The organism is Bacillus cereus group sp. MG16 (assembly GCF_040459875.1).
GTDB lineage: Bacteria > Bacillota > Bacilli > Bacillales > Bacillaceae_G > Bacillus_A > Bacillus_A paranthracis.
Window position 1 is genome coordinate 431,520 of the sequence record NZ_JARVHE010000001.1, and the last position, 17,908, is coordinate 449,427.

The window sequence follows — 17,908 nt, forward strand, 5'->3', positions numbered from 1 at the left end:
AAAGGGGCGTTTATTTGAAGAAGTTATTAAAAATAGTACTTATATGTATTTTAGTAGGGGTGGGAGTTGTAGGTGGTTTTTTAGGGTATATGACACTTACTAAAGAACAGCCTGCTGATGTTGTAAGTTTGAAGGTGGAAAATAATAAAGAGCGCGTATTAGGGACAGGAAATGAATTTAAAGTTACAACATTTAATATTGGATATGCTGGATTAGATAAGGAGCAAGATTTCTTTATGGATGAGGGAAAGGGATCTGGTTCAAGTAGTAAAGAGCAAACGGAAGTTAACCTAAAGAATATGCTTTCGTTTTTACAAAATGAGAATAGTGATTTTGCGCTACTACAAGAAGTTGATATAAAATCACGTCGATCATTTGATGTGAATGAACATGAATTTTTGAAAAAAGGATTACCTGATTATGTTTCGTCATTTGGCAAGAACTACGATACGAAATGGGTTCCAGTGCCAATAAAAAATCCAATGGGATATGCGGAGGCTGGATTAAGTACGTTTTCTAAATACACTGTTCAAGAAGCGAAGAGATTCCAGCTTCCTGGAATGGAGCCTTGGCCAAAGCGTTTATTTGATTTAGATCGGGCGATTGTTGAACATACAATCCCTGTTAATAATGGAAAGCATGTTAGACTTGTAAACTTACATTTGTCTGCGTACGATGAAGGCGGGAAAATTAGAAAACAGCAAGTAGAGTTTTTAAAAGAATATATGAACAAGCATTATAAAAATGGTGATTACGTAATAATGGGCGGAGATTGGAATCAATTAGTTTCTGATGTTCAATTAAGTGATCCGAAGTTTGTGAAGGAGCGTCCTGAGTGGTTAGTAGAGTTACCGAAGGACTTTACTGATGGTGGATTTAAATGGGCTGTAGACCCGTCTGTTATGACAGTGAGAGACGATGTGAAGAAATATGTAGAAGGTGAAAACTTCGTCACGATTATTGATGGCTTTATCGTTTCACCGAATGTTGAGATTGTAAATGTGCAAGGAAAAGATTTAAAGTTTGAGAATAGTGATCATAACCCAGTGAGTGCGGTATTTAAGTTGAAGTAATTAAAGGCAGAAGGTGGGACTGTATATATGGAATGGTTAAAAAAAACTTGTTTTTCTAACCTGGAGAAAGAATCACAGAAAAATCATTTATTGCTGTTTATTACGATTTGTAGTTTCTTCCTTGGAATCATCGCAATTGGGTATTACGGATATATTTTTACAGAGAGAGCAATCGCGTTTTGGGTTTGTGGTATTTCTGTCGTTGTATTTGGAACGCTTTTTACTTTTATAAAAAGTATGGAATCAATGTATAAATACATCATGACATTTATGTTGCTTATGATGTCTTTTATTATGGTACAAGCATTTAATGAAAGCCCGGCTGTATTTCAAATGGTTTATTTTACACTAGCTGTTTCACTTATCTATTTAAGTGAGCGTCTCGTTGTAATTCTAGGCGGAGTGGCAGTTGTAATCACATTTATTCTTTGTAGTTATTGGCCGGAGCAATTTTTTGCTTATACAGCAGCATCTGAAGCTGCAAACTTCGCAAGCTTGTTAGCGATCGTAACAATCGCTATGTGGGGCGTCACGAAAATTGGTTCTAACCTACTGGCTCGTTTAAGTGATGAGAAGCAAGAAGTAATGAGAAAAGCTCAGGAGCTAGAAGAGACGCAAAGGCTTATTGAAGAAACAGTTGTGAAACTAGATAGTAATTTCAATTGTTTAAGAGAAAATATGAATACATCGATGGAGTCGATGAGTGACATTAATTTTGCTTTTGAAGAGGTAGCAGTTGGTACACAATCACAATCAGAGATGATGTCACGTTCAGTAGAAGTATTGAACGATATGGAGGGAAATATTGAACAAATCATTTCTCAAGTAAGAAATGCATCGATTCGTATTGATGAAAGCTTAGAAATTTCAAAGGGTAGTGTACATACTTTAAGAAACTTTGAAGCAAATATGAAAAGTTTAAATGATGTTGTTTCACAATCAGGAGTTATATTTAGAGATTTAATGATGCAATCGAAGCAAATTAATGAAATTGTAGATGTAATAACAAATATTTCAAGTCAGACGAGTTTACTAGCTTTAAATGCAAATATTGAAGCTGCAAGAGCAGGCGAACATGGAAAAGGATTTGCGATTGTAGCGAATGAAGTATTAAAGCTTGCAGAAGAATCGAATCGTTCTGCGGGAAGAATTCAAGGGATTTTGAAGGAGTTTAGTAATCAAGCAAGTAAGGTAGAAGTGCAAGTAGAGAAATCAGAAAGAGTACAAGAAGAATGCAATGAAATGCTAGTAAGTGTTTTAACAAATGTAACGGATTTAGGGAAATTTATTGATGAAATTAATGATGTAATGAGAGAAATCGTTGGTCATCAAGAAAGTTTCCAAGTTAAAACGACGAATATCGTAAAGGATGTTACACATGCTTCCAATGTAATCCAGCAAACTTCTGCGGCGACAGAAGAAGTGTTAGCAAGTGTGGAAGAAGAAAAACATCGAAATGATACATCTGTGAAGACATTACATACTGTTAGCGAGCAAGTGAAATTGTTAGAAGATATTTTAGAAAAGTAATATCACTTAAAAAGGGCGCAACGTTTGTGCCCTTTTTTCATTTAAACGAAGACTTGCTTGGATTTTAATTGCTTTTCTGCTCGTTTTCTGCCAAGCTTAAGAAGATGAAATTCAGCTAATAGCGGAATTAAAATACTTCAAAGAAAGAATTAAATAGGTGACGTATATGATCGAAGTTAAGACTTCTGAACTTAGTGATGGAGAATTTAATAGAGGTGTATTTGCAACTCGTGATATTAAAAAAGGTGAGTTGATACACGCAGCGCCAGTTATCTCTTATCCGAATGAACAGCATGAACACATTGAGAAAACATTACTTGCTGACTACGCATTTGAGTATGGGATTAATCATACGGCAATCCTTTTAGGATACGGCATGTTATTCAATCATTCATATACACCGAATGCGACGTATGATATTGTCTTTGAGAATCATACATTTAACTTCTATGCTTATAAAGATATAAAAGCAGGAGAAGAAATCTTAATCAATTATAATGGTGAAGTGGATAACGATGAACTGTTATGGTTTGATAAAGAAAAAGAAGAGAACGAAAAGTAATTTAAAATAAGTAATGAAAAAGATGCCTTTACCTATGTAAAAGCATCTTTTTTGTTGATGAAAATAAAGTAAAGATTACAAAAAAATACCACTTTATTTTCGTGTGGTATAGTAAGATACTGAAGGGTAGTGTTTTGAAAAAGTAATATATTTTACAAATTGTTGTCTTTCTGATGACATGTCAAGTTTAGTAGCCCATTTGGGTTGCTTTATTATGCAATATATATTTTAATATGAGTGGCACCTCTTATAAATTAAGAGGTTAATAGGTGTCTCGAATTGATTTTGGGTACACTGTATCCACCACTTTAAGTTCGTTCATGTATGTGGGGATATTATGGGCCCGTATAACGGGATAAAAAGAATATAGAAATAGAGGAATCGTAAAATGAATATGCAAGAGGTTTATGAATATTTAAGTACGGTATTGCCTGAAGGTCATGTGAAACAAGATGAAATGTTAAAGAATCATACGCATATTAAAGTTGGTGGAAAAGCAGATGTGTTCGTTGCGCCGACAAATTATGATGAAATTCAAGAAGTTATTAAATATGCGAACAAATATAATATTCCAGTTACGTTTTTAGGAAATGGATCGAATGTTATTATTAAAGATGGTGGAATTCGCGGGATTACAGTAAGTTTAATTCATATTACAGGTGTTACTGTAACAGGAACGACGATTGTAGCACAGTGCGGTGCAGCAATTATTGACGTATCACGTATTGCACTAGAACATAACTTAACGGGGCTTGAGTTTGCTTGTGGTATTCCAGGTTCAGTTGGCGGAGCATTATATATGAATGCAGGTGCATACGGCGGTGAAATTTCGTATGTATTAACAGAAGCTGTCGTAATGACAGGTGATGGAGAGCTACGTACTTTGACGAAAGAAGCATTTGAATTTGGATATCGTAAGAGTGTATTTGCGAACAACCATTACATTATTCTTGAAGCGAGATTTGAACTTGAAGAAGGTGTACATGAAGAAATTAAAGCAAAAATGGATGATTTAACGTTTAAACGTGAGTCAAAACAGCCTCTAGAATATCCTTCATGTGGTAGTGTATTTAAACGCCCACCAAATAACTTTGCTGGTAAATTGATTCAAGACTCAGGGTTACAAGGTAAGCGAATTGGTGGAGTAGAAGTTTCTCTAAAACATGCTGGATTTATGGTGAATGTTGATAACGGAACGGCACAAGATTATATCGATTTAATTCACTTCGTACAAAAAACAGTTGAAGAGAAATTTGGCGTGAAGTTAGAGCGTGAAGTAAGGATTATTGGAGAAGATAAAGAATAACATATACGTATGAAACTGCGAATTATTTTAAAATAACATTTGGGTATTGTTGACAATTTGTTTTCAATTCAATATAATGGCTAATAATTTAACAAATAACATACGTTGAAAGAGCCCAGTAGCAGTTTGTCACTGTTAACGAGAGAGCTAGGGGATGCTGGAACCTAGCACAAACAAACTTGCGAATTACACTCTGGAGTATCTTAGGTAATGCTAAGCGGATTGGCAATCGATATTATTGCTAAGAGTGGTATGAGTAGCTGTGCTATTTATACAAACTGGGTGGTAACACGGTGAATAATCGTCCCTATGTCATAGACATAGGGACTTTTTGTTTTAAAAAAATAAAGGGGATGACAAAAGATGAATATCATTGATGAATTAGAATGGCGCGGTGCTGTTAATCAACAGACTGACGAAGAAGGTTTACGTAAGCTAGTAGAAGAGAAAAAGATTTCGCTATACTGCGGAGTTGACCCGACTGGTGATAGTATGCATATCGGACATTTGATTCCGTTTATGATGATGAAAAGATTCCAGTTAGCCGGCCATCATCCAGTTATTTTAATTGGCGGCGCAACAGGAACAATTGGTGATCCGAGTGGACGCCAATCAGAACGTCAACTTCAAACGTTAGAAGTAGTTCAGCATAATGTGGATGCATTAACAGCGCAAATGAAAAAGCTATTTGATTTTGGCGGAAATAGCGAAGTAAAGATGGTAAATAACTACGACTGGACACATGAAATAAATATTATTGAGTTTTTACGTGATTACGGGAAAAACTTTAGCATTAATAGTATGTTAGCAAAGGATATCGTAGCAAGTCGTTTAGATACAGGAATTTCTTTCACAGAATTTACGTACCAAATCTTACAAGCGATGGACTTCCATCATTTATACACGAAAGAGGATGTTCAACTGCAAATTGGCGGTAGTGACCAATGGGGAAATATTACGAGTGGTTTAGATTTAATTCGTAAGTTAGAAGGGCACGAAGCGAAAGTATTCGGATTGACGATTCCGTTACTATTGAAATCTGATGGTACGAAATTTGGTAAATCAGCAGGTGGTGCCGTTTGGCTTGATTCTGAAAAAACAACACCATTTGAATTTTACCAGTTCTGGGTAAATACAGATGACCGTGATGTCGTTAAATACTTGAAATACTTTACGTTCTTAACGAAAGAGCGCATCGATGAGTTGGCAGTGAAGGTAGAAACAGAGCCTCATAAACGTGAAGCGCAAAAAGTATTAGCGGAAGAAATGACGAAATTCGTTCATGGAGAAGAAGCATTGCTGCAAGCTGTGAAAATTACAGGAGCGTTATTTAGCGGAGATATTAAATCGTTAACAGCCGATGAAATTGAACAAGGCTTTAAAGAAATGCCAACATTCCAGTCTTCAAAAGAGACGAAAAATATCGTAGAATGGCTAGTTGATTTAGGAATTGAGCCATCTAGACGACAAGCACGTGAAGATATTAATAATGGAGCGATTTCTATGAATGGCGAAAAAGTAACGGATGTAGGTACGAATGTTACGGTAGAGAATTCATTTGATGGACGATTTATTATTATTCGTAAAGGGAAGAAGAACTACAGCCTTGTGAAGTTAGGGGAATAGTTTGTGTGAAAGGATGGGAGTAGGAAGAATACTTCCATCTTTTCGTATACACAATTTGGACATAAAATAATCAGTAAATTTAGATAATTAAAAGGGTTATATTATTCTTCTGCCGAATAAATAAGTTAGAGAAAATTACGGATAAAGTGAAACTTTAATCAGTGGGGGGGTGTTCCTCCCTACTGATTATTAGTTGAACCAATCGGGCTTTTACGGGCAGTTAATCTTCCAACTTCATCCCTGCATTCACTGGATTTTAAGGTGGAGGTTTTACTGCCCGTTAATGCGGGATAAAAATAGCCCGAACCATGCAGGGCATGATTCGGGCTTATATTCAGATTAGTAAGCTAAGCTGAATAGACCTTTAATGTGTGATAAGTAACGAACGTTACTTGCTTCTTTCATTAATGATGCTGGTAAGCCTTTAAGTGGAGTATTGCTTGCTCCGATTGTAGCAACAGCATCTTTACGTCCTAGACTAGCAAGTGTTCCAGAGTTTACAGGTGCGAACTCTTCGAATGCTTTGCCTTCTAGTGCTGCGTATAAGTTGTATCCAATTAACTCACCCATTTGCCAAGCGATTTGTGCAGTTGGTGGGTATGGACGTCCGTCTGGAGCGAAGACAACAGCGCTGTCTCCAGCAACGAATACGTTTTTGTGAGAAGTAGATTGTAGGTATGCATCAACTGTTGCACGACCACGGTTTACTTCAAGACCTGATTCACCGATTAGTGGGTTACCTTGAACGCCGCCCGTCCAAACGAATGTGTTAGCAACAAGTTTTTGACCGTCTTTTAAGTCGATTTCATTGCCAGCAACGTTTGTTACAGGAAGACCAGTTAAGAATGTAACGCCGCGTGCTTCTAGGCTAGTAGTTGCACGTTCGATTAAGTGGTCTGGTAATACTGGAAGGATTTTTGGACCTGCTTCAACAAGAAGAAGTTTCACTTCTTTTGGATTTACGCCGTGGCTTTTTGCAAGTTTAGGCATAATGTCAGCAAGCTCACCAACTAGCTCAACGCCAGTTAATCCGCCACCACCGATTACGATTGTAGCATCAGCTTCGTTTTTCGTTTTCGCGTATTCACGAATACGGTCTTCAACGTGTTTGTAGATTTTGTTTGCATCAGCAGCAGATTTTAATACCATGCTGTTTTCTTCTAGTCCTGGAATACCGAAGTAAGCAGTTTTACTTCCTAAAGCAACTACAAGTGCATCGTAAGATAAAGTAGTGCCGCCAGCTAATTTGATTTCTTTGCTATCAACTGAGAATGACTCAACTGTTGCGATTTTAAGATCAATATCTTTACCTTTGAAAAGCTTTGTAAGTGGCATTGCAACTGCTTGCTCAGACACGTTACCAGCTGCAAGGCGGTGTAGTTCAGTGATGATTTGGTGTGTTGGGTATTGGTTAATCACTGTAACTTGTGCTTCTGATTTGCTGTAATATTTACGTACGTTTAAAGCGGCAAGAAGACCGCCATAACCAGCGCCTAAGATGACAATTTGTTTTGACATAGTATGATATCCCCCGTCTTTACTAATTGTTGTTATAAGTTAACTTATTTATTGTTACGTTCTGCACTAATTTGAAGATATGCGTTCACAAAGCGGAACATTTTTTGTGCTTGTGGATCTTTTAGTAATTTTAAAAGACCGAATAGGCCGATAACTTCGTTGCTTTCGTCAGCACGATCTTTCGCTTCGATTGCAGTTGCAGCCATGCTTTTCACTGTATCTTTTACAGGTTCTACAAGCTCTGTGATTGCACCAACAGTGTCGCTTTTTAATACTTCATCAGTAGCAACAGTTTGAGCGAAGTCATAAGACTTAGTTAAAATGTTAACAAGCTCAGTTAATTTTGGAAGCTGTTCTACTAGTGTTGTTAATGATTCTTGTACCTCAGGTTTTAACAACTGATCAAGTACATCAAGTTGTCCTTGGCTAGCAGAAATTTGTACAGTTTCTTGTTCTGGCTTTGTTTGAGTCATAGTTTCTGGCATCTCCAATTCTCCTTTACGATAGCAATACTCTTATTTTTGATAAGTAAGATAGTAAACGGTTACGAAACTTTATACAAAGTTTCACAAAACACAATAAAATGCCTTTAAATTTATGACAGCAAGTAAGCTGCAAACATAAATCTAAAACCATAACGTCTTACTTATTATTTATGAACTGTCCGATATATGGCTTGTCCGCATAATGGAAAAGCTCCGTTACCGGAAAGTGTATATAATATATATCCTATATTATATACTATATACACCTATGTTAACATAAAAATGATTCCTAATTATTTCATATCGAGCGTATAACGTAGTACTGACAAGGTATGAAAGCGTATAAAATATTTTGTTTCAGTTAGAAATGTACATATATAATAAGAAAAAAAGGAAAAAATGAACAAATTCATGTTCGTTTTTTCCTTTTTCCTATTATTCACCTTCCGCAATTAGCATCGATGTCTTACCTTCTTTTTCAAGATGGCATTCGCCCCAAGAACAAAGAGAATCAAGAATGGATTCTAAAGACCAACCGTAATCAGTAAGAGAATATTCTACTTTTGGCGGGACTTGGTTGTATACTTTTCTTTGAATAACGCCGTCGTCTTCTAATTCACGCAATTGTTGTGTTAACATTTTTTGTGTAATACCAGGCATTGAGCGTTTTAATTCACTCGTTCTCTTTGTACCTTTCGTTAAGTGACAAAGGATAACAACTTTCCATTTGCCGCCGATAACTTCTAAAGTTGCCTCTACAGGAATATTGTATTGCTTCATATGAAACCCTCCCATTGTGAGTAAAATAAGTTAAATCATACAAATGTTACTTTTTAGTACCTATAGCACTTTAAAGTACGTACTTTTTATCATGTTAAATATGTTTCATAATAGCACATGTAAGAGGCAAATGAGTAGTACGGTACTGAAAAGTGACTATGTTACTTTTTGGTGCCTATCGTACTTTAAAGTGCGTTCTTCAAAAAAAGAATGAAACCATTCATAATAGCATTTGTAGAGATTAAATATATTTTTTAGAAGATAAAAGGGCCTTTTTATCGCACTATTATGATTGGATTTCTTGTAATAAGGAGGAATTCAATTGAGTTCATATACAGTACCATCTTCGGAAGTTCAGACGAATCGAAGAAGTATGTTTGCTTTATTAGCACTAGCAATTAGTGCGTTCGGGATTGGTACGACCGAGTTTATTAGTGTCGGTTTATTACCATCTATTTCAAAAGATTTAAATGTTTCTGTTACAACAGCTGGTTTAACTGTTTCCCTATATGCATTAGGTGCGGCAGTAGGAGCTCCTGTTTTAACAGCGCTAACGGCTAGTATGTCGAGAAAGACATTATTAATGTGGATTATGGTTATTTTCATTATTGGTAATGGGATCGCGGCAGTAGCAACAAGTTTCACTATATTAATTATCGCAAGGATTGTATCTGCTTTTGCACATGGTGTGTTTATGTCGATAGGATCTACAATTGCGGCCGCAATCGTCCCAGAGAATAAACGTGCTAGCGCCATTGCGATTATGTTTACTGGATTAACAGTTGCAACTATTACAGGTGTGCCAATTGGAACGTTTATCGGTCAACAATTTGGCTGGAGAGCGTCATTTATGGCGATTGTCGTAATTGGAATTATTGCTTTTATCGCGAATAGCATACTCGTCCCATCTAATTTAAAAAATGGTGTACCTGTATCGTTTCGTGATCAATTCAAACTCATTAAAAATGGAAGACTGTTACTTGTTTTCATTATTACTGCACTTGGATACGGCGGTACATTCGTAACATTTACGTATTTATCACCCTTATTACAAGAAGTAACAGGGTTTGAAGCAAGTACGGTTACGATCATTTTATTAGTATATGGAATTGCAATTGCGATAGGGAATATGGTCGGCGGAAAATTATCGAATCATAATCCAATTCGAGCGCTATTTTACATGTTCTTGATTCAAGCGATTATATTATTTGTTTTAACATTTACAGCGCCATTTAAAGTAGCTGGATTAATCACAATTATTTTCATGGGACTATTCGCGTTTATGAATGTTCCGGGGCTACAAGTATATGTAGTTATATTGGCAGAGCGCTTTGTTCCAAGTGCGGTTGATGTTGCTTCAGCAATTAATATTGCCGCATTTAACGGAGGGATCGCTTTAGGTTCTTATATAGGTGGCCTTGTAACGAATTCTTTAGGATTAATCCATACTGCTTGGGTAGGCGGTCTTATGGTAGTAGCTGCTGTGATTTTAACAGCGTGGAGCATGACATTAGAAAAACGAGATCAAGTAAAATAAAAGGAGAGAAAATAAAATGAAAAACTTACAAAGTAAAGCAGTATTAAATAACGGTGTAGAAATGCCTTGGTTCGGTTTAGGTGTATTTAAAGTAGAAGAAGGACCAGAACTTGTAGAAGCTGTAAAATCAGCGATTAAAGCAGGATACCGTAGCATCGATACAGCTGCAATTTACGGAAATGAAAAAGCTGTAGGTGAAGGGATTCGTGCAGGTATCGAAGCAACTGGTATTTCAAGAGAAGATTTATTCATCACTTCAAAAGTGTGGAACGCAGACCAAGGATATGAAACAACAATCGCTGCATACGAAGAGAGTCTAAAAAAATTAGGACTAGATTATTTAGATTTATATCTTGTTCACTGGCCTTCAGAAGGAAAATATAAAGATACGTGGAGAGCGTTAGAAACACTTTATAAAGAAAAGCGCGTACGTGCAATTGGTGTAAGTAACTTCCAAATCCATCACTTACAAGATGTAATGAAAGATGCAGAAATTAAACCAATGATTAACCAAGTAGAATACCACCCTCGTTTAACACAAAAAGAACTACAAGCTTTCTGTAAAGAACAAGGTATTCAAATGGAAGCATGGTCACCATTAATGCAAGGTCAATTATTAGATAACGAAACATTACAAGAGATTGCTGAGAAACACGGCAAAACAACAGCGCAAGTGATTTTACGTTGGGATCTTCAAAATGGAGTAATTACAATTCCAAAATCAACGAAAGAACACCGCATCATTGCAAATGCTGACGTATTTAACTTTGAATTAACGAAAGAAGAGATGGAAAAAATCGATGCGTTAAATCAAAATCACCGCGTGGGTCCAGATCCTGATAACTTCGATTTCTAAGATTAGGGTAAGAAAGAAGAGTGCGTAAAAGCACTCTTTTTTTTTGCATAAAAATAGTTTCTAAATAAATACTACTTAGTATCAAGTTTGTTATAAGGGGCTGTAAACATGAATATAAAGCAATCGTTCAAACTTTTAGTTATGTTTTTAAGTGTTTTATTTGTGTTATTCCCGCTTCAAAAAGCATTCGCAGAAGTCATGGACCATACAAAGTATCAAATGGATTGGAGTTACAGTAAGTCTAAGAAGAAACCAATCCGAACAGAGCTTATTAAAACGGCAGATGGCAAAATTGCTTTTTGCTTAAATGTAGATTTAAAATCTCCAAGCGGTCAAGATTTACCGGAAATGGGGAAAGTGGATATTAACGTATACCGTGTATTATTAAATGGATATCCACAAAAGAGCCCGCAAGAATTAGGTGTTTCTGATTGGAGAGAAGCTCATTATGCAACGCAGCTTGCAGTATGGAATGCGTTAAAACAAATTGATATTAATGATTTAGATTTCCGTAATAAAAATGTAGAAAAGGTAACGAAAGATATCGTTGCAAAAGCAAGCGCTAGTGAAGAGTTACAAGAAATTACGATGAGTGTCGTACCAACAGAAGAACAAGAAGCAGTATTGAAAAATGATTTCTTTGAAACAGGTTTATATACAGTAGAAACAAATGCGAAAAGCGGAACGTATAAAGTGCAAGCAACAGGTGCACCAGCAGGAGCGAAATTTGTAAATGAAAAAGGCGAAACAAAAACAGAATTTAATGTAGGAGAAAAGTTCCGCATTTTAATTCCGAAACAAACACCAGCTGGTGGTTTTAGCTTTAAAGTAATAGGGAAATTAACGAAGCTACAAGGGATTGCACATAAAGGTACACCAACAATTCAAAATGCAGTTGTATTACTTGAGCGTAGTGAAGAAGAAACAAGTCCGGAGTTATCAGTGAGTTGGAAAAAAGGAAATGGTCATGATAATAATAAACCACATACTCCAAATGAACCGCATAAACCGAATCAATATAAAAGGTAAGGATGAAAGCATTGGTGTTAACCAATGCTTTTTATATATGAACTTTAAAGTTATATTAAAATAATTATTAGCTGTATAAAACACTGTTCTAATAGTAGAAAAACTATCTAAAAATAACAAAATATAATAAAATCTAAACGTTACGATTAATAGATTAAATTCACAAAATTGTAACATTATTCTAATTGAAAAGTCTATCAAACAAAATGTAAAGCGTGTAAAATTCAGTTGGAAAAACTACCTATAGATGGTCATATATGAAGAAAATGTAAGATTCTATTGCTGTTTTTATTTTTAGATGTATAGATGACAATACTAAAGTGTATCTTTTACTATTCTCTTTTTATGTACAAAGAGAACTCATCACAAATAGAGAGAAGTGAGGAGGGCATATTACATAAAAATTTTAAAATGTAAGAAAGCGAATACATAGGGAGAAATGCGGTAGTAATTGATACGAGTGCGCGAAGTGTTAGTCTATTCATTACATGTTTTTATAAAAATAATAGGATTACTTACTAATTGAATATATAGGATAGTTTCTCTAAATAAAGGAACAGGGGACACAGATTATGTCGAAGAAAAAGACGAGTAGGGTATTAGTAGCTGGTATATGTATATCTACATTATTATCACCAGTAGCTTTTGAAGCATCGAAAGGATATGCTGCACCTTTGGAAGAGAATAAGAGCGGGCAGTTGGAAGAGGTTAAAGAGAATAAATTTGAGCAGAGAGTATTTCAGTTACCGGGGAAAGGTAGTGTGGAGGAAAATAGGGACCGTTTAAAGATGAGACTAGCTTTTTCACCAAATGAGCCGACTGGGATTTATGCGAAACAAGATGAAGAAATCGTAGTTGAAATAAAAGGAAGCCAATCTATTAAAGCGTTTATAGGAACACGAGCTTATGACAAGGAAGGGCCGAAAGAGTTCGATTTAAATCCTGGTAAAAATATTATTTCTTCACCTAATGGCGGTATTTTATACTTTTATAATATGAATAATACCGGGGAAGTTACAGCGACTGTTACAAGTGGAGGTACTCATTTCCCCTTATTTATACTAGGGAAACATACGAAAAAAGATTGGGATGCAATGCTAGAAAAATATAAAAACCCTTACGCAATAGAATTAAAGGGTGATAGAAGTTTAATAACTACAAGTTATGAAAAAGTAGAAAAAAATATGAAAAAGACTGACCCAACAGAGTTAATGAAAAAACATGATGAAGCAATTCGGATTGAAAATGCATTATCTGGATTATCGGAAGATGGCATTGGAGTTGCGAATCCAGGGAAACATTATATTCAATTTATTGAAGCAAGATATCCAACTAGCCCTTTTATGTATGCGAATAATTACCTTACAGGATACGCAAAAGATTCAATAGAATTTGTGCTAGATATTGAAAAATTCACAAAAGATGGTTGGGGACCATGGCATGAAGTGGGACACATACATCAGCAGGTACCTTGGTTATCCGAGGGAATGGGTGAGACGACTGTTAACATTTACAGCTTAGCTGTTCAGTTGGCCTTTGGAAATAAATCGCGAATGGAAGTAGATGGGCGTTATGAAGATGCATTTGCGTATTTGAACCAACCAGATGATCAAAAGGATTTTGATAAAGCAGATCCAATTATTATGTTCTGGCAGTTGCATTTAATTTATGGAGATCAATTCTATCCGAAGCTACATCAAATGTATAGAGTGCTATCTGATACAGAATATTCTATGTTAGATAATGATGAGGTTATTTCGAGTAGAGAGAAAAAGCAAATGTTCATATATATGGCTTCAAAAGCATCGGGACAAAATTTAATTTCTTACTTTGCGAAATGGGGATTACATGCAGAACCGGATACGGTAGAAAAAGTAAATAAACTACAATTGCCTGAACCGAAAAATGAAATATGGTTATCGCGAGATAGTAATCCGATTCGTGAAAAACAAGTGGAAGCATATAAAGTTCCTTATGGGGAAGCAGTTAATACAGTACCAGATATTTTAATAGGTACAGAATTTGATGAGAAAAAGGCAAGTGAACTTGTAAAGAATTTAGGGGCAAATGTAAAAACGACAGGGAAAATAGTATGGCCTAAACAAGAAAATGGAAAACAAACTGTGAATGTAGAAATTGTGGATGCAGAAGGAAATGTAAATGCAATTCCTGTACCAGTTAACGTTGTGTATGGGGATAGTATGGCATTTAAAACATATTGGAATACTAACGGTGTGTTAACGTTACGTCATGAAGATAAGAAATTTAATATGACATTAGTAAGGAACATATTGGAGCATAGTTATCGAAATCAAAAATATATAGGTGTTACGATCTACGATGCAAACGGAAATGAAAAGAAGAATATTTCCGCAGAAGGTCATGAAGGATTAAAGAATTTCGTAAAAGAGTTAGATGGAATGTCGTTCGAGTATGGAGATATCGTTAAGGTATATCATATCCAGCCAGGGTATTTAGAATGGTATGATGACAATAAACGTGTAGACCAAGGGGAAGCTAAAAAGAAAAAGGAAAAACTATTTAAAATTACCCCGCAAGGATATGAATTAATTGATGGTTTACAAGAAGTAACGGCAGTACCGCAAAAAGTAGTAATTGGAACAGATGTTGAAAAATTAGAAGCGAAAGACTTTGTTCAAGTGAAAGATGGAGAAGTAATTGGATTTGTAGAAAAACCAACTACAACAAAAATCGGTGAACAAAAAGTAAAAGTAGAAACGAAAGACCGTTTTGGAAATAAGAAAGTAACGGAAGTACCTGTAGAAGTAACATATGGAGATAGCATTGTATACCAAGGGCTTAGTAATGTTGTTCGTTCTATTGTAACGTTAAATCATGATGATAAGAAACTACATGTAACGTATACAAATGAACAAATTCATAGTTACTTTAACAATGAATTATATATGGGAATTACGTTATATGATCAAAATAATAATGAGAAAAAGCATGTAACAGCAGAAGGGCAAGAAACGTCGCAGAATTTTGCGGAACAAGTAAATGGTATGGTGTTTGAGTATGGTGATGTAGTAAAAGTGTATCATGCCGAATCAGATCGTTTAAGCTGGTACAAAAATAGTGAGTTCGTTGGAAAAGGAGATAAGAAAAAGTTTAAAGAAATTTCCTTCAAAATTACTCCAAGTGGTTTAGAACAAGTGCAATAATAAAAAAAGCTCGTAAAACATAACGTTTTACGAGCTTTTTTATTATTCAGCTTCAGAAACAATTGTGAAGCGTTCGTTTACGTGTTTTGGATTTTCGATTTCATCAAGTGCTGCTACTGCGAAGTCTTCGTAACTTACGTAGCTATCACCTTTTGAGTTAACAAGCAGGTTGTCTTTGCCAGCTGTATAAGAACCAGTACGTTTTCCTAATGCAAATAGTGCAGAAGGGCTCATGAATGTCCAAGTAATATCGTTTGTTTGTTGCAAGATTTCTAAGTTTTTACCTTGGTTTTGAGCTGTTGCAAGGTATTCCTTCGGGAAACCTGGTGTCTCAAATACACGTGTTGTTTTCTCTTCGTCTACAAATAAGCTTCCAGCACCGCCAACTACAAGTAATTTTGTATTTGGTGCACCTTTCATAGCTTCAATAAGTACGTTTCCTGCATCTACGTGAAGGTGTTCTTCGCCTGCTGGAGCGCCGAATGCATTGACAACTACATCGAATGCCTCTAGGTCGTTAGATGTAAGAGAGAATACATCTTTCTCTAAAACTTTTACATTGTCTTCTGTAATTTTTGCAGCGTTTCTTACGATTGCAGTTACTTCATGTCCGCGATCCAATGCTTCTTTTAAAATACGACTTCCTGCTTTACCAGTTGCTCCGATAATTCCGATTTTCATAATAAATCCCTCCAAAGTGTTTTGTTAAAGTGTATATCTGAAAGTGAATGAATGTGTTGTAATTAGGTTTGTTACAACCTGTTGTAATCATTATAGTTACAGGTTGGTGTTTTTGTCAATAGGGTTGTTTGTGAATTATTTTTGTTTTAGTATGCACAGTTAGAGGGAGGGTAGTCATAACGATATTGTTACTGCGATTCTGTCTAATATTTGGAAATTGCAAATTGTCGAAAAATGTTGATTTTTGAATGTTTTTTAAATATAATTCGTTTTATGGAGAAAAGGAGGGGGTTAATTGTATGAATATTTTAGAGCAATTTATTTCATCAACAAATACAATTCTTTGGTCATATATTCTTATTGCAATGTTAATTGGTTTAGGTCTTTATTTTTCTATTAAATTGAAATTTGTACAAATCACTCATTTAGGGGAAATGGTTCGATTAATGAGTGATGGATTAACTGGAAAGACACGTAAAAAAGGTAGTGTATCTTCTTTCCAAGCATTTTGTATGAGTTCAGCAGCTCGTATTGGAATCGGGAACAGCCGGTGTAGCTTTAGCGATTTCTATGGGAGGACCTGGAGCAGTATTTTGGATGTGGGTTATTGCGATTATTGGGGCGTCTTCAAGTTTTGTAGAAAGTACGCTTGCCCAAATTTATAAAGTAAAAGATGGCAGTGGCTTCCGTGGTGGTCCTGCTTATTATATGGAAAAAGGTTTAAATAAACGTTGGATGGGAATTTGGTTTTCTATCCTTATTACAGTTAGTTACGGTTTAATTTTCAACTCAGTACAAGCAAATACAGTTACATTAGCGTTTAAAAATGCATTTGGTTTAGAACGTTATATTGTTGGTATTGTATTAGCTGTATTAGTTGCAGTTATTATTTTTGGTGGTGTAAAAAGTATCGCACGTATGTCGGAAATGATTGTTCCGCCAATGGCGCTTATTTATATTGCGGTAGCTATTTTCGTTGTCATTAAAAACTTCTATTTAATACCAGATGTGTTTACAGAAATCTTTAAAGGTGCATTCGGCTTAGATTCAGCTGTAGGTGGCGGTATCGGTGCTGCGATGAAATATGGTATTCAGCGCGGATTATTTGCGAACGAAGCAGGTATGGGTAGTGCGCCGAACGCGGCAGCAACGGCTGATGTAACGCATCCAGCAAAACAAGGTTTTATTCAAACAATTGGCGTATTAGTAGATACATTCTTAGTATGTACATCAACAGCATTTATCGTACTATGTTCTGGTGCATATAAAGCAACGAATTTAGAAGGTATTGAACTAACACAAAATGCATTAAGTTCACAAATTGGCCCATGGGCAAGTAGCTTCTTAGCGATTATTATTTTCTTATTTGCGTTTAGTTCACTTTTAGGAAACTACTATTATGGTGAAACGAATATTGAATTCATTAAACAAAGTAAAACTTGGTTAACAATTTACCGTATTGCGGTAGTGGGAATGGTATTATTCGGTTCTGTTGCGACGCTTCAAGTTGTATGGAATATGGCAGACTTATTTATGGGTCTAATGGTAATCACAAACTTAATTGCGATTACACTTCTTGGCCGATTTGCGTATGCGGCATTGGCAGACTATGTAAGGCAAAAGAAACAAGGAAAAGATCCAGTCTTCCGTGCAGATTCTATTCCTGGTTTAACGAATACAGAGTGTTGGGATAAGTCAGCGGTAACGGATAAAGAAAAAGCAGTGTAAATGAAAAGGCGA

General features: G+C 35.7%; 13 protein-coding genes, 1 pseudogene and 1 other annotated feature. Of the genes and pseudogenes, 10 read left to right on the forward strand and 4 right to left on the reverse strand.

The window, feature by feature from the left end:
- Window positions 1–14 precede the first annotated feature (14 nt).
- From QCI73_RS02125 to tyrS, 5 genes are all read left to right on the forward strand, one after another.
- Window positions 15–1,073 (forward strand): endonuclease/exonuclease/phosphatase family protein, encoded by a 1,059-nt coding sequence (locus tag QCI73_RS02125; RefSeq protein WP_353822424.1) that lies wholly within the window; start codon window positions 15–17, stop codon window positions 1,071–1,073.
- 27 nt (window positions 1,074–1,100) lie between these two features.
- A complete protein-coding gene (locus QCI73_RS02130) occupies window positions 1,101–2,603 on the forward strand; it encodes a DUF4077 domain-containing protein (RefSeq protein ID WP_353822425.1) in 1,503 nt (500 codons plus the stop codon).
- 166 nt (window positions 2,604–2,769) lie between these two features.
- The gene (locus tag QCI73_RS02135) at window positions 2,770–3,165 is read left to right on the forward strand and encodes an SET domain-containing protein (RefSeq protein ID WP_000573649.1); all 396 of its coding nucleotides are present in this window, start codon (window positions 2,770–2,772) and stop codon (window positions 3,163–3,165) included.
- A 388-nt stretch (window positions 3,166–3,553) separates the two neighbouring features.
- On the forward strand, window positions 3,554–4,471 hold the full coding sequence (gene murB, locus QCI73_RS02140) for a UDP-N-acetylmuramate dehydrogenase (protein ID WP_001057091.1): 918 nt from the start codon (window positions 3,554–3,556) through the stop codon (window positions 4,469–4,471).
- A 96-nt stretch (window positions 4,472–4,567) separates the two neighbouring features.
- Window positions 4,568–4,783, forward strand: a binding site (T-box leader).
- A 51-nt stretch (window positions 4,784–4,834) separates the two neighbouring features.
- Window positions 4,835–6,097, forward strand: coding sequence for a tyrosine--tRNA ligase (gene tyrS / locus QCI73_RS02145; protein ID WP_353822426.1), 1,263 nt, complete (start codon window positions 4,835–4,837; stop codon window positions 6,095–6,097).
- Between the two features lie 339 nt (window positions 6,098–6,436).
- Here tyrS and QCI73_RS02150 read toward each other — a convergent pair whose 3' ends face one another.
- The 3 genes from QCI73_RS02150 to QCI73_RS02160 all read right to left on the reverse strand — a co-directional run bounded on the left by QCI73_RS02150 (window position 6,437) and on the right by QCI73_RS02160 (window position 8,880).
- A complete protein-coding gene (locus QCI73_RS02150) occupies window positions 6,437–7,615 on the reverse strand; it encodes an NAD(P)/FAD-dependent oxidoreductase (RefSeq protein WP_000043204.1) in 1,179 nt (392 codons plus the stop codon).
- A 44-nt stretch (window positions 7,616–7,659) separates the two neighbouring features.
- Window positions 7,660–8,100: a DUF1641 domain-containing protein gene (locus QCI73_RS02155; protein ID WP_001115309.1), complete on the reverse strand. Its 441-nt coding sequence runs from the start codon at window positions 8,098–8,100 to the stop codon at window positions 7,660–7,662.
- A 435-nt stretch (window positions 8,101–8,535) separates the two neighbouring features.
- On the reverse strand, window positions 8,536–8,880 hold the full coding sequence (locus QCI73_RS02160) for a winged helix-turn-helix transcriptional regulator (protein ID WP_000816344.1): 345 nt from the start codon (window positions 8,878–8,880) through the stop codon (window positions 8,536–8,538).
- A gap of 373 nt (window positions 8,881–9,253) precedes the next feature.
- Here QCI73_RS02160 and QCI73_RS02165 point away from each other — a divergent pair, with 373 nt between their 5' ends.
- The 4 genes from QCI73_RS02165 to QCI73_RS02180 all read left to right on the forward strand — a co-directional run bounded on the left by QCI73_RS02165 (window position 9,254) and on the right by QCI73_RS02180 (window position 15,487).
- Entirely contained in the window at window positions 9,254–10,417 is a 1,164-nt protein-coding gene (locus QCI73_RS02165) for an MFS transporter (protein ID WP_002037401.1), read from the forward strand.
- Between the two features lie 16 nt (window positions 10,418–10,433).
- The gene (locus QCI73_RS02170; protein ID WP_087963733.1) at window positions 10,434–11,273 is read left to right on the forward strand and encodes an aldo/keto reductase; all 840 of its coding nucleotides are present in this window, start codon (window positions 10,434–10,436) and stop codon (window positions 11,271–11,273) included.
- A 108-nt stretch (window positions 11,274–11,381) separates the two neighbouring features.
- Window positions 11,382–12,302: a thioester domain-containing protein gene (locus QCI73_RS02175; protein ID WP_353822427.1), complete on the forward strand. Its 921-nt coding sequence runs from the start codon at window positions 11,382–11,384 to the stop codon at window positions 12,300–12,302.
- 572 nt (window positions 12,303–12,874) lie between these two features.
- On the forward strand, window positions 12,875–15,487 hold the full coding sequence (locus QCI73_RS02180; protein WP_353822428.1) for a M60 family metallopeptidase: 2,613 nt from the start codon (window positions 12,875–12,877) through the stop codon (window positions 15,485–15,487).
- A 42-nt stretch (window positions 15,488–15,529) separates the two neighbouring features.
- On the opposite strand, the gene QCI73_RS02185 is transcribed toward QCI73_RS02180, so the two are convergent.
- Window positions 15,530–16,168, reverse strand: coding sequence for an NAD(P)-dependent oxidoreductase (locus QCI73_RS02185; protein ID WP_327922705.1), 639 nt, complete (start codon window positions 16,166–16,168; stop codon window positions 15,530–15,532).
- 299 nt (window positions 16,169–16,467) lie between these two features.
- On the opposite strand from QCI73_RS02185, the pseudogene QCI73_RS02190 reads away from it, so the two are divergent.
- Window positions 16,468–17,896, forward strand: a pseudogene (locus QCI73_RS02190) (alanine/glycine:cation symporter family protein).
- Window positions 17,897–17,908: the final 12 nt, after the last annotated feature.